The following is a 13,121-nucleotide window of genomic DNA, read 5'->3' as shown; positions in this document are numbered from 1 at the left end:
CGTTGTTTTAATTCTTGCGGTGGTGTTTGGTGTATTCAAAAAGAAAAAGATTTAGTAGCCGTCCCCAACTTTGGAGGTTCACTAATATATCGGTTTACGCCCCCTCCCCCTGATACGCCATATGCGGCTATTGTTCGGTATCTTCGCACTGTGCATTAACTAATGCTATGAATAATTTTTCTACCATTATATTTTCTGATATAATGTCATGTATTAAACAAATGAAAGGTAGATTAGATGCTAAAAAGTGAAAATATTCTTCTTAGACCATTTATTCTCTCAGATGCTGAGGAATTACTTCTCATGCAAAATAAAAATCGATCATTTTTTTCAAATTATTCAATGACTCGCTCTGCTAACTACTGGTCTTTAGAAGCACAGCAAGAGTTAATAGTAAAACGTGAGAAAAATAAACAAAAAGATATCGAATACTATTTTGGTATCTATAAAGATAACTCTCATCAACTCATTGGCACCATCAGTTTATTCCAAATTATGCGTGGTGATCTTCAAAGTGCTATCATTGGATACTTCTTAGATCAAGAACATAATGGAAATGGTTTTGCCACACAATCAGTTAAGTTAATCGTCAATTATGCTTTTAATACCCTTCATTTACATAGAATTGAAGCCGGAGTGCAACCACACAACATCGGTTCTATAAGAGTTTTAGAAAAAGCAGGTTTTCATAAGGAAGGAATAGCAATAAAAAATGTTAAAATTAATGGGATTTGGGAAGATCATCAGGTGTTAGCTATTATAAATCCTAATGAGTAGGGTTATTAACTCCATTGGCCCGATGACTTGTTAAATTAACTCGACTCATATCAACGCTATGGGTCGTTTTTTCTTTGTTTACTGCACAATATGCGTCTACTAATCATTTTCTTCGTCTTGCTTTGTTGAATTTCTCTCCGAATCGATCCCAAATCCAGGCCTTTTCGTAAAGATTTTCATCTGCTACTTTGAATACTTCTTCTATAAGATCATCAACAAAAAAATGAACAAAGGCCCGCGGAATCGCGGACTTTTGCTCATTTGATAATCAATGAATCTGTACATATACACTTACTTGGCCAAGAGTTTCTTCATGTCTTCGACAGCTTCCTGAAAATGAGGATACAGCCGGAACTCAATCTCCATATTTACAATACTTTGATACGCATTTATCCACTCAAAAACTTTCTCATAAGGGATATCGCCCCAGCCGACAGGCAAATGCAAATCACCATAACCATAAGGCAGATTGCTCATGTATGCCTTGGCATCGTACAGTTCCCCAAAGTTATCGTGTACATGCAGGTGCTTCACATAAGGCAACGCAGCTTCAATGGCTTTTTGAAAATCATAACCATAAGCAATGGAAGTCAGATAACAATGGCCAATATCTAGTGTAATCCCTACATTGTCCAGTCCGACATAGCGAATATGTTCCACCACTGTCTGCGGATTAATGCCGTAGGTGTACTCATTTTTAATATCGTACCAGATGTTGTTCTCTACCCCAATCGTAATTCCAGCGTCCTTAGCTATGCTCCCCAATCTACGCAGCTTCGTAGCATCCTCTTCAAGCAATATCTGAAACAGCTCTTCCCGGGGCAACCGGCCATAGATGGGGAAATAATGCTGCATAAGATTATGATCCGTCAACTCAGCATAGGAGCTATGATACACGATGGTGTCTGCGCCAATCGCAGCTGACAGCTCAATGCCTGCTTCAAAGACCCTTTCGTAATCATCGCCTTTGGCGCACGACAATAAATTCAATTCATAGGGTAAATGCATCGTATATCCGAGCTCGTATTTGTCCAGCACCTGGCGCACTCTCTCCAGCCGTTTCTGGTGAACACGGCCCCCAATCACTACGTCAAGCCCATGCAAGATCAGCTCGGCGTAATCGCACCCGGCATCTGCAATATATCCTAGGTGGCGTTCCAGCACCTCTAAATCTCCATTCACCATGTCCGCATTCAGACTGATTCCAATTCCTTTTATGTCCATATAGGTATCTCCTATTGTCGGCTTCTCTTTATTTCCACTCTCCGAGAATATCCTCATAGGCTTCGAGATAATCGTTCACCAAGCTTTTGGCCATGGAATAGGAATTAACCAGTGGATGTACCATCAAAGCCTTGATTGCGGAATCTTTGGATTTGTTCAGTACAGCCTCTACCGTATATCTTTCGAATAGCTTCACATTCTTCATCAGTTGATAAGCATGCTCAGGCAGTTTCTTCGGCGTAACCGGAACCGCGCCTTCAGCTGTCATGCGGCAAGTGATTTCAAGAACGTCATTTTTCTCAAAACCTTCGACATAATCGCCAGCTGGAATGTTCAGCACAATATGCTTCTCAATGCCTTGATTCATTGCTCTTGCGAAGTCTAGCATCACACCGGCATAACCGAGTGTATTCGGCATTTCGAGCTTCTCGTCCTCTGCAGGCTGCTCAATTGGGCCTTTGCTTGTTTCGATAGCCATATAAGAAGACTCACGTTTGTGCATGAACCGCAGGTAGGTTTGCAGTGCCGCTTCCGGATCAGCGTCGATGTCCATTTCTCCCAGCACACGCAGCATCTCTGCATTATTAGCTTCGACGAACTTGGCGCGGGTATCGCCGCTCTTCATAATATTCTCAACCGCTTGCTCCCGGTTATAGTAGTAATACAAGTATTCGTTAGGCAGCAGTTTTAGTGTATCGATCAAATCGGGATCAAACATTTTGAACTCGCCGACCTTGGCAATAAATGCTTTATCCGATACGAGGTCCTGCAGCAATTCTTCGCCGTCCTGTACGACGCTTGTAATCCAGGAGAGATGATTCAATCCAACAAACTCCACATAAAGTTCGTCTGGGTTAGCGTTAATCGCTTCGGCAATGCGGATCTTGGTCGAGCTTGGTGTATCACAAATTCCGATCACGCGATCATAACCAGCGGTATGCATAGCTTGAGTGACAAGCCCGGAAGGATTAGTAAAGTTGAACACCCACGCGTTCGGGGCCAGACGTTTGATTTTCTCACAATAATCCAGCAGTACAGGGATCGTACGAATCGCCATAGAAAAGCCCCCTGGACCCGTTGTTTCCTGTCCGATCACGCCGTACTTCAGGGCAATTTGCTCATCGATTACGCGGGAGCGGTCATTGCCTACCCGAATGGTTGTGATCACGTAATCTGCATCGGTAAGGGCATACTCGATATCATCACTAAATTCCAGCTCCATCGGAATGCCGCTTTCTGCAACGACATGCTTGCACAGCTTGCCGATGATTTCTAACTTCTCGCGATTAATGTCATACATGACGAATTTCGTGATGCCAATCTCTTGGGCCAACATCGTTAAACTCTTAGTGAAAAATACCGCGCGGACACCCGCGCCCCCAATTAATGCCAATTTCATTGTAAATCCTCCTCAAATGTAATATGGAATTAAGAATGAAGCTATAGAAACTGCGACTAATTCCCAGCCAAAAATGCGGTCAATTCAGCTAACGTAGGAAATCCTGCGTTGCCTCCACGATTCGTAACTGAGAACGAGCCACAGGCGGTACCAAGGGTCAAGCAGCTTTTCAAATCATGACCATTCAAATAACCATAGAGATAACCGGCATTAAATGAATCTCCAGCGCCTGTGGTATCCACAACTGTTACGGGGTAAGAAGGATGATGCAGTATCGTCCCTCCACGGGCAGCAATTGCTCCCCGCTCTCCAAGCTTGACGACAGCTACAGGTACATGAACGGCGATAACAGAGAGTGCCTCCTGGACATAGGATTTACGTGTATAGTGGAGAGCTTCCAGCTCGTTGCAAAAAAACACATCGACGAATGGAATGACCTCATAGATCCCCTCGTACCACTCGCCAGATTCATCCCACCCAACATCCATGGAAACCGTCAGTTTGGCTTGCTTCGCCTTCTTAACGAAAGTCATATATTCCTTATGGTTGGAGCGCCCGTTATATCCAGTGATATGGACGTGCCGGACTTCGGACAACAGCTGCTCATTAACGTCATTCAGCGTAAACGCTGTGACAGTACCATCGTGAGTGATAAAGCTCCTGTCCGTTTCCGGATTAAAGGCGATGCTGATCCCTGTACTTTGTGTTTGGCTAAAAGCAATGTCTGTCGCTACCCCATAACGCTGAAGTTCATCAATGATGAACCTTCCGCAATAGTCGTCGCCCACAAGTCCAGTTATTATCGGACGCATTCCAAGCTTGGCCATGCCTAACCCGCTGAGTGCAGTCCCGCCCCCGATGTGAAAAGAGATATTCGGAACCCGAATCTCTTGCCCGGCATCCGGAATGGCGTTGCAGCCGCTTACGACGATATCAATGTTTCCTGCTCCCACGAGCAGCACATCGTATGATTTTTCAGCTTCCAAAAGGCTTCCCTCCTATCAATATTCATTATTTATTCTGGTAACGTTACCAGTTATAAATAAAAGAGTTGTAAGTGTTTTATCAGATGATTATCTGGTAACGTTATCAGATTTGAGTAAAAAGATGTCCGAGATTCTTACAGCAAGCTTCTCAGACTGTTTCTTTCTACTAACTTGTGGCTAAGTACTACTTCCTTGACCCCTGGCGATTGCCCTTCGATCATTTTGATCAGAATATCAACGCTCATTTGTCCGATTTGCTGAATCGGTTGATGCAATGAAGTGAGCTTCGGACGGACCGTTTCTGTAATGCTCGAATCATCGAACCCGACAAGCGAAATGTCATCTGGAACCTTTAGATCATGGTCGACAATGCAATTGAGCACTCCTACGGCCATATCGTCGCTGACGGCGAAGACAACGGTCGGCAATTGTTCGCTTTGGAGGAAGTTCTGCATAATGTCATATCCATCCTGCTGTTTGAAATTACCGAAACGGACCCAATCCGGATTCACCGAGATCCCCGCTTCCACGAGTGCTTTCAAGTAGCCATCATAACGGTAGCGCCCTGTCGAGAGCTCCTTCGTATCTCCCCCGATAAAAGCGATACGCCGATGTCCCAACGAGATCAGATGTTTTACAGTGTCATACGACGCCTGCATATCATCAATGTTAACCGAGGGACAATTCACTGATGAATTCGGTTTGGCGCTGCAAAATACGGTGGGCGTCGTCAACGATTGGAGAAACCGCTCAATATGCTTATCCATCATCTCATGCATAATGATAATGCCGTCGACCTGCATCTCCTTAAAGACCTGCAGATACTTCAATTCCTTGTCCAGATTATCTTTGATGTTACCCACAAGAATGTTGTAACGATTCTGGCTTGCAGCTTCCTCAATATGACTTAGCGTGGAGGAGAAGAAGCTGGTAGAGATATCAGAAGCGATTACACCAATCAGATTCGTCTTCTTGCTCACCAGACTGCGGGCAATGCTGTTAGGAACGAAGTTGAGGTCTTCTATTGCTTGTTGCACAATAAGCCTAACCTCTGGTTTCACATACTTCCCATTATTCAGTACCCTGGATACGGTCGAGATGGAAACGCCGGCCTTCTTCGCGACATCTTTAATGTTGACAGACAGAACGTTTCCCTCCTCTTCTTTGCGATCATTATGTTTTCAATGATGCTCTAGTTGATAATCAAAATATATCAAAACGTTTTCAGAGTCGTCAATACTTTTTTATTTATAACTTTTCCTTCATTAATTTCACCACTTCTTGATAAAAAGATTCCTCATGAGGAACGAAATGATTTTTGTCAAACGACTTATTCACCAGAACCCTTGACCCACCGCTTTTTATAATAAATCCACTGGCTTGAATCTGATCCTTCTCCCCTAACCAAAGATCATAAAAATCATCAAATTCCACCTTAAAAATTCCAGCTACCTCTTCTTCTTGTAATGTAAAATCTTCAAGTGTTTGTGTGTATCTATAGAGAAATACATTCGCTAGCTCTTTATCAATAAAGTTAGGTTGCTCGGCAATATAATCAATAACTCCTAATGGCTCTAGTTCATGAATGGCAACGTCTATTCCTATTTCTTCTTGTACTTCTCTTATTCCATCAAGTACAGTTTCATGAGCCAATATATGTCCGGCAGCTGTAATGTCCAGAAGATTCGGGTAATCCCCGCGATCCTTCGCTTTATCACTGCGTACTGTCAACCTCTGATTTTTTGGTAGAATCTTTTCTTAAGGCTATTTTCTGAAATATTACTGCTAAATAAAAAACAGTTATAGTAATTTTACCCTCACAATAGATTCACTTAAAGAGATATTATAGACATTAGTCCAGTTTATAGAGGGAGATGTATTATGAACACTAATGCTCGTTCCGATTCTAAAGAAAACATTTTTACGATTGAATGTAAGGATGTAATTCTACGAGAATTTTTAGTTACTGATTTAGATGATTTTCATTCACTCACCTGGCAACCTGAAATACATGGGTTTTTGCCAGGATTTAATGTATCTAAAGAGCAACGGAAAGATTGGTTTATGAACTATGAAATTCCAGAGAATAGACAGTTTCTTCATGCGGTTTTGAAGGGTGAAGACATTGGTGATCATCGTCTTCGTTTAGGAATTGTTTTGAAAGAGACAGGAGAATTTATCGGCTGGTGTTACTCAGGGATGAAAGACGAATTATCGCCACCGAACCGAGAAATCTCATATGCAATTTCCAAGGATCATAGAGATAAAGGCTATACAACCCAAGCTGCACAAGGAATGATTAATTATTTATTTGAGAATACGAACGTTAAGGTGCTTAGTGCTATTGCTCTATTACAAAACGTTCCGTCTAATAGAGTAATACAAAAATGTGGTCTTAACTTTCAGAGTATTATCGAGATTGACAATAAAAAATATAACTATTATAAACTTGATAAAAAGGATTGGGCAGGCAACGTTAGAGAAGTCTAGACCGATAAAGGTGATCACACGTCAAAAGGATTTCTCTCTTGTAAATACAGCATCCACTTCTCCGGCTTGTGTGTGCCAGAAAGGGGCGTTCCACTTATATCGTTGAAGCTTTTCTCACAATCCTTGCATAAATAACGTTGGCGTTCGGATATGTTCCGTTGTCTTTCTCAGACAATTCCCGTAGAATAGCAACAATCTTTTAGAAAACCGCCTTTATCAAACAAATATCATCCGAGTACTGCTGCCTCTCTCCAACCTCCAAAGGAGCTAATATTCTCTGCATTCACAGTAGCATAAGGTTCACACAGAAACCCGCTAACTATCCTTCCATCACTTAACTCCACTTGCCCTATACCGAGCGGAGCAGGAATGGAAGCTGTAAATGCGCCGAAGGAAGCGCTGGGCATTTCCCATAACTCTACGAGGATAGACGATCCCCCTTGTTCTGCACGGATGAGGCCCGGTTTAGGAGGCTGCGTCTGAAGTTTATACAGTTTATACCTTGGTGCGGTTACGGTTTCCTCCTGAAAAACAGCTCGGAGTCCCGTCATTTGATTAGTAAGCGGCATATCCCGCATATGCAATCCACACACTGCAACTGTAATCCTGTCTTCCTGCTGAAGCAGGATTTTGGAGGCAACAACTAGATTAGCTTCTTCTTCCGGTAATGTGAACAGTGTGATTCCAAAGGGAAGTCCGGCTTCAGCCCACCCTGCAGGCAGCGCAAGGGCACTGAGATCGAGCAAATTGCAATGATTGGTGTAGAGTCCCATTTTACTATTAGTCTCGATTGGATTCGCTTTTACTTGTTCCCTTGTCCAGGTCCCACCGCAAGTGGGCAACACGAGCACATTCCCCTCAAGCAGTGCAGCAATGCTACGGCGAATCTCAGCCAATCTATGTTGTGCCTTGAAAAGAGCGGCAGCGGTGAACTCCTCTTTCTTACCCGAGCGTAGAACCGTTTCTGTCACAGGAAAGACGGAGCCTGGATGCTTTTCTACAAAATCCTCAAGATCCGTCCAGCGTTCTGACACCAGAGGACCTTCATACAAGAGCGCCGCTGCTTCCTCCAACAAGGAAATGTCAACTTCCTTCACGCGCACCCCCATTTCTGCTATTGCTTGTTTCTTGCGATTCCAAGCTTCCTCGTATTGCTCGGCAAAAGGCCCGTAGAACTGAAGCGATCCTTTCGGAAGCAAAAGAGTATCAGGCATAACTCCCCGCCGCAGGGGGCGATCTAACGAATACGGATCTTCTCGATCTATTCCACGAACGACCAGGTCCACACGTTCCGCATCGTCCAGCACATGCGTAAATACAGTCACACAATCAATAGAGCGGCAAGCCGGTAGTACACCCTTAGTAGGCCATGCGCTCACGGCTGGTTTATAGCCGATCAGATGATTTAAGGCTGCGGGAACGCGCCCCGAACCGGCTGTATCTGTCCCCAGCGCAAAGGCAGCCTGCCCGCAAGCTACAGCCACTGCCGAACCAGAGCTCGATCCTCCACTGATCAATTCTGCACGGAGTGCGTTATGTGTATCGCCATAGGGACTTCTGGTGCCGACCAGTCCGGTTGCGAACTGATCCAGATTGCTTTTACCAACAGGGATCGCCCCTGCTGAGATTAGCCGTTCCACTACTGTCGCATGATGATCCGGTATATAAGCAAAGTCAGGACAGGCAGCGCTCAGTGGCCAGCCAGCAACCTCGATATTGTCTTTGACCGCAAACGGAATGCCCCAGAGCGGGCAGTCTTCCGGATCCAGTTGCTCCAACTGATCTAAATACGGCTGAATTCTCTCTAGTGACGGCGCCAGAATCCATATATTCTTCTCCTGAGTCTGCTCTGCCCGCTGAATAATGGCCGCTATGACATCTTGAGGCGTAAACTGATGGTTGCAGTATCCTTTGTGCAGAACTTCGACCGACAACAGATTAGGTACAGATTTCATCGTCATGAAGCATTCACCTCCTGAGCTGGATACAAGGCAGCAATACAGTCTCCGGCACGCACCTGGTCACCGGACGATACGTAGATTGAAGCGATAATTCCGTCATAAGGCGCTTTTTGCGGAAACTCCATTTTCATACTTTCTTCTATTATTAGGTCTTCGCCTTTCCGAACCTTCTGCCCCACTTCCACCAGCACCCGCCATACACTTCCGGACATAGAACTGCTCAGGCCCATACTTCCTTCAGGCAATTCTTGCTGTTCCAACACGTCGATATTTTCCGGTTCAGACACATGCTCTGCGATACCAAGCTCCTTCCAATAGGCTCTCTCCTGCTGAAATGCGGCCTGTTGTGCTTGGCGGAAAGCGGATGAATGCTCCTGTATCTGATCCAGCCAACGGAGATAATCTCCCAGATTAAAGGTAGTCTCCTCTACCTCTACAACAAATTCTCCACGCGGGAAATCCTCTCTCATCTGCAGCAAATCTTCTTGGGACACAGGATAAAATTGAATCTGATCAAAAAAGCGCAGCAACCAGGGTTTTCCTTGCTCAAAATTCGCCGTAGATCTGAACTTGTTCCACATCTGCACCGTCCGGCCTACAAACTGGTATCCCCCCGGTCCTTCCATCCCGTAGACACATAAATAAGCTCCGCCAATACCTACGGCATTCTCCGGTGTCCATGTACGCGCAGGATTATATTTAGTTGTAACGAGCCGATGGCGCGGATCAAGTGGTACGGCTACAGGTGCCCCTAAATACACATCTCCAAGCCCCATAACGAGATAGGAAGCGTTGAATACTACCTCTGCGACTTCTTCCAATGAACCTAATCCGTTCATGCGACGAATAAACTCCAGATTGCTCGGACACCAAGGAGCATCGGGACGTACATTTTGCTGATAACGTTCAATAGCAAGCTGAGTGGCGGGATCGTCCCATGACAAGGGCAGCTTCACAATTCGCGAAGGGACTTCGATCGATTCCAGTGACGGCAATTGCAGGTCCAGATCCAGAATGAGCGCAGCCGCTTCCTTGACCGTAATTCGGGTCGTATCCAGATGAATTTGGAGCGACCGGATGCCCGGCGTCATTTCTATAAAAGGAATGTTGCCGCTATCCTGCACCGCCTGCATTAAGACATACACCTGAAAGCGGTAAAGCAGATCCAGCTCACGATCACCGTACTCAATCAGAATGTTCTCGTCTCCAGAACAACGAATCCCGATCTTGAAACGGCGCCCAGCCTCTTCATAAGCAAGCAGTGGCATATAATCACCTGAAGAAATGTCCTGTAACTGGGGCAGTGTTGGCGTGGTTTGACCGTGCACTATGGCGTCCAGGAAGGAATTCTGCTCCTCTCTAAGCTGCTCTGCTTCTTCTACCGTAATCAGTTTAAAGGAGATTTTGTCGCCCGGACGCAGCTGGCCCACCTTCCAGAATTCGGCGGAAGCCGTCGTAACCGGACATACGAATCCTCCCAGGCTCGGTCCGTCCGGTCCAAGCAGTATAGGCATGTCTCCGGTCAAATCCAGCGCACCGACAGCATAAGCATTATCGTGAATGTTCGAGGGGTGAAGTCCTGCATCCCCACCGTCTTCCCTTGCCCATAATGGCGCAGGACCGATCAGCCGCACTCCTGTCCGTGAGCTGTTAAAATGCACTTCCCACTCCGTCTCCGTTAATTGCGTCAAATATTCAGTTAGCAAATACTCCTCCGTACAATGAGGCCCCGGAATCACACCAATGGTCCACTTCTGTGTAAATTCAGGGATCGCTTGCAGCGAGAGCGGTTGCTGGATTGTACCCTGATGGCGATGCACCTTCAAGACCGCGCCGGGACGAAGTGCACTGCCCATGTGGCCCCCGAATCCGCCCAGTGTAAATGTAGAGGCACTGCCGAGAGTTAGGGGCATATCAAATCCGCCGCCTACAAGCAAGTAGCTTCGCATGCCGCTGACAGATTCATTCAAAACCAGCGTCGAGCCTGTGCCTGCCAGTGTAGGTGTATATAAGGGTACAGACTTGCCATCCAGCGTAGCTGCCATATCTGATCCGGTAAGGCAAAATACCATCTCATTCCTGAAGCGATAGGACCCGCCACGCAAGGTCATTTCGAGTCCAGGTGCACTATCGGCATTTCCGAGCAAGCGATTCCCTATTCTGAAGGACAGAGCATCCATCGGCCCGGAAGGCGGAACTCCAATATCCCAATAGCCTTTTCGTCCAGGGTAGTCTTGCACGGTTGTCTGGACTCCCCCGTCAAGCACTTCAAGTGCATGTTCGACAGGATTGAACCCATTTAGCATATTCGTATAGACAAGTCCTTCTTGAAACAGGTCTGTAGCCAGAAACGTATAAATGTAAGTCTGATTCGTCGTTATTCCGTACACACGTAATTGGTCTAACGCCATTCTCATTTTCGCAATAGCCGCAGGCCTTGAATCCCCATGAACAATGATTTTGGCAAGCATTGGATCATACAGCGTAGTCACTTCAAGACCGTTTTGAATCCACGTTTCAATTCTGGCCTCTTCCGGCCATACAATATCATCGATACGACCATCACTAGGACGAAAATCATGGAAGCAATCCTCGGCGTACAATCGAACTTGAAGACTGTGACCTTGCGGAGTACGGATGCGTTCGGCGAGATTCGCAAGGTCTCCGGCAGCCTCCATGACCATCCATTCCACCAGATCTACTCCCAGCACCTCCTCTGTTACACCATGCTCTACCTGAAGCCGAGTGTTCACTTCCAGGAAATAGAATCCCTTCGATTCAGGATCGTATAAAAACTCTACCGTCCCCGCACTGCGGTACCCGGCTGTCGCCGCCAGACGCCGAGCGCTTTCGTGCATCTCATGACGCGTGCTATCCGGCAGATTCGGAGCAGGGGTCTCTTCAATGATCTTCTGGTTCCGCCGTTGTACTGAACAATCCCGCTCACCTAGAGCAACGGCTTCGCCTAGGGCATTCCCGAAGATTTGAACCTCCACATGACGAGCCCGTGCAATGTATTTCTCCAGAAAAACGCCGCCATCGTTAAAGTTCGTCGTTGCCAGACGCGTTACAGAATCATAGGCTTCGCGCAGCGCCGATTCATCGGCGCATATTCTCATCCCAATCCCGCCGCCACCGGCTGTGCTTTTCAACATCACCGGATATCCAATTTCTGCAGCCTGTTCGACCGCCAGTTCAAGGGAGGGAACCAGCCCTGTACCAGGCAGCAGGGGAACACCAGCCTGCTCGGCAATGGAACGTGCGGTATGTTTTAGCCCAAACATCTCAATATGCTCCGGGGAAGGGCCAATAAAAGTGATACCATGTTCTCCGCAGGCTCTCGCAAACGAAGCATTTTCACTCAGAAATCCATAGCCCGGATGAATCGCATCTGCTTGGGCCGCTACCGCTGTCTGTAAAATAAGCTCTGCGTTCACATAGCTTTCTTTAGCGGGACCGTCTCCGATCAGGATCGATTCGTCCGCTTGTTCAACATGAAGGCTGTCCCGGTCAGCCTTGGTATACACTGCAACTGATGCAATGCCCATGCTGCGCAACGTACGAATAATTCTTACAGCAATGGCACCGCGATTGGCAATGAGGACTTTTTTAAACATGAGATTCGCTCCCTTCTGCATCCCAGATCAGCACTTGTGCGGGTGTAGGGTTGTAGGCATTGCATGGGTTATTAAGCTGCGGGCAGTTACTGATCAGCACGGTTACAGAAACCAGCGCGACCAGCTCCACATAACGCCCCGGACCGGACACACCATCTGCGAAGGTGAGCTCACCTTCCGGTGTAACGGGCACATTCATGAAGAAGTTCACATTGGGCACGAGATCTCTTTTGGAAAATTCACTCCGACCCGACAGCATCAACATGAACGTGTCCCGGCAATTATGCATGGGAAGCGTTTCGTGAGCATAACGGACAGTGTTGCTTTGAGCCGAGCAAGCTCCTCCAATCGTATCGTGCCGTCCGCAAGTATCTGCGGTGATCCGGAGCAGCTCCCGTCCGGATTCAGCGACCAGCACTGAGCCTGTCGTCAAATACAGATTCTGCTGTCTGGTGATCGTCTGAATAGCGCTATAGTGATCTGCAGGATCTTCAGCCGCGTAAAATAACGTATCGACCGCTTGGTTTCCTTCCAGATCAAGGATGCGGAGCACCTGTCCAGCGGCAAGATCATGCATCCAGCCCTCACCTGCCGGTATAATTTTGTCATAAACAGCTTTGGCCGGGTCGAGCGTGCTGTGGATGGGTTCAAATGTATAAGTGCTCAT

At 46.5% G+C, this 13,121-nt stretch carries 10 protein-coding genes and 1 pseudogene; 2 read left to right on the top strand and 9 right to left on the bottom strand.

The annotated features are described in order from the left end of the window. Positions 1–237: 237 nt before the first annotated feature. Positions 238–777: a GNAT family N-acetyltransferase gene (locus ACFORK_RS09385; RefSeq protein WP_379197985.1), complete on the top strand. Its 540-nt coding sequence runs from the start codon at positions 238–240 to the stop codon at positions 775–777. Positions 778–1,068: 291 nt separating this feature from the next. Here ACFORK_RS09385 and ACFORK_RS09380 read toward each other — a convergent pair whose 3' ends face one another. The 5 genes from ACFORK_RS09380 to ACFORK_RS09360 all read right to left on the bottom strand — a co-directional run bounded on the left by ACFORK_RS09380 (position 1,069) and on the right by ACFORK_RS09360 (position 6,117). After that, complete coding sequence (locus ACFORK_RS09380; RefSeq protein WP_379197983.1) at positions 1,069–2,001, bottom strand: sugar phosphate isomerase/epimerase family protein; 933 nt, start codon at positions 1,999–2,001, stop codon at positions 1,069–1,071. A gap of 28 nt (positions 2,002–2,029) precedes the next feature. Further along, complete coding sequence (locus tag ACFORK_RS09375; protein ID WP_379197981.1) at positions 2,030–3,400, bottom strand: family 4 glycosyl hydrolase; 1,371 nt, start codon at positions 3,398–3,400, stop codon at positions 2,030–2,032. 56 nt (positions 3,401–3,456) lie between these two features. Continuing rightward, complete coding sequence (locus ACFORK_RS09370; RefSeq protein ID WP_379197979.1) at positions 3,457–4,386, bottom strand: carbohydrate kinase family protein; 930 nt, start codon at positions 4,384–4,386, stop codon at positions 3,457–3,459. Positions 4,387–4,520: 134 nt separating this feature from the next. Continuing rightward, positions 4,521–5,519 (bottom strand): LacI family DNA-binding transcriptional regulator, encoded by a 999-nt coding sequence (locus ACFORK_RS09365; RefSeq protein ID WP_379198574.1) that lies wholly within the window; start codon positions 5,517–5,519, stop codon positions 4,521–4,523. A 115-nt stretch (positions 5,520–5,634) separates the two neighbouring features. Next, entirely contained in the window at positions 5,635–6,117 is a 483-nt protein-coding gene (locus ACFORK_RS09360; RefSeq protein WP_379197976.1) for an NUDIX hydrolase, read from the bottom strand. A 150-nt stretch (positions 6,118–6,267) separates the two neighbouring features. Here ACFORK_RS09360 and ACFORK_RS09355 point away from each other — a divergent pair, with 150 nt between their 5' ends. Further along, positions 6,268–6,876 carry a GNAT family N-acetyltransferase gene (locus tag ACFORK_RS09355; RefSeq protein WP_379197974.1) on the top strand — a complete coding sequence of 203 codons (609 nt, stop codon included), beginning with the start codon at positions 6,268–6,270 and terminating at the stop codon, positions 6,874–6,876. Between the two features lie 38 nt (positions 6,877–6,914). On the opposite strand, the pseudogene ACFORK_RS09350 reads toward ACFORK_RS09355, so the two are convergent. From ACFORK_RS09350 to ACFORK_RS09335, 4 genes and pseudogenes are all read right to left on the bottom strand, one after another. Then, positions 6,915–7,022 (bottom strand): annotated as a pseudogene (locus ACFORK_RS09350) (IS1595 family transposase); the annotation flags it as partial. Between the two features lie 81 nt (positions 7,023–7,103). Beyond that, positions 7,104–8,837, bottom strand: coding sequence for an allophanate hydrolase (locus ACFORK_RS09345; protein ID WP_379197972.1), 1,734 nt, complete (start codon positions 8,835–8,837; stop codon positions 7,104–7,106). Beyond that, positions 8,834–12,454, bottom strand: a complete 3,621-nt coding sequence (gene uca / locus ACFORK_RS09340; RefSeq protein WP_379197970.1) for an urea carboxylase — start codon at positions 12,452–12,454, stop codon at positions 8,834–8,836. The genes ACFORK_RS09345 and uca overlap by 4 nt, the downstream gene beginning before the upstream one ends. After that, the gene (locus ACFORK_RS09335) at positions 12,447–13,121 is read right to left on the bottom strand and encodes an urea amidolyase associated protein UAAP2 (protein ID WP_379197968.1); all 675 of its coding nucleotides are present in this window, start codon (positions 13,119–13,121) and stop codon (positions 12,447–12,449) included. The genes uca and ACFORK_RS09335 overlap by 8 nt, the downstream gene beginning before the upstream one ends.

It is taken from the genome of Paenibacillus sp. GCM10012306, assembly GCF_042649265.1.
Taxonomy (GTDB): domain Bacteria; phylum Bacillota; class Bacilli; order Paenibacillales; family Paenibacillaceae; genus Paenibacillus_AQ.
Note: the sequence above shows the minus strand (reverse complement) of the source record. Positions and strands in the feature narration are given on the sequence as shown.

Coding starts and splice junctions, on each gene's coding strand:
- ACFORK_RS09385 (WP_379197985.1), top strand. CDS start 238: ATGCTAAAAAGTGAAAATATTCTTCTTAGACCATTTATTCTCTCAGAT.
- ACFORK_RS09380 (WP_379197983.1), bottom strand. CDS start 2,001: ATGGACATAAAAGGAATTGGAATCAGTCTGAATGCGGACATGGTGAAT.
- ACFORK_RS09375 (WP_379197981.1), bottom strand. CDS start 3,400: ATGAAATTGGCATTAATTGGGGGCGCGGGTGTCCGCGCGGTATTTTTC.
- ACFORK_RS09355 (WP_379197974.1), top strand. CDS start 6,268: ATGAACACTAATGCTCGTTCCGATTCTAAAGAAAACATTTTTACGATT.
- ACFORK_RS09345 (WP_379197972.1), bottom strand. CDS start 8,837: ATGACGATGAAATCTGTACCTAATCTGTTGTCGGTCGAAGTTCTGCAC.
- uca (WP_379197970.1), bottom strand. CDS start 12,454: ATGTTTAAAAAAGTCCTCATTGCCAATCGCGGTGCCATTGCTGTAAGA.
- ACFORK_RS09335 (WP_379197968.1), bottom strand. CDS start 13,121: ATGAGCACTTATACATTTGAACCCATCCACAGCACGCTCGACCCGGCC.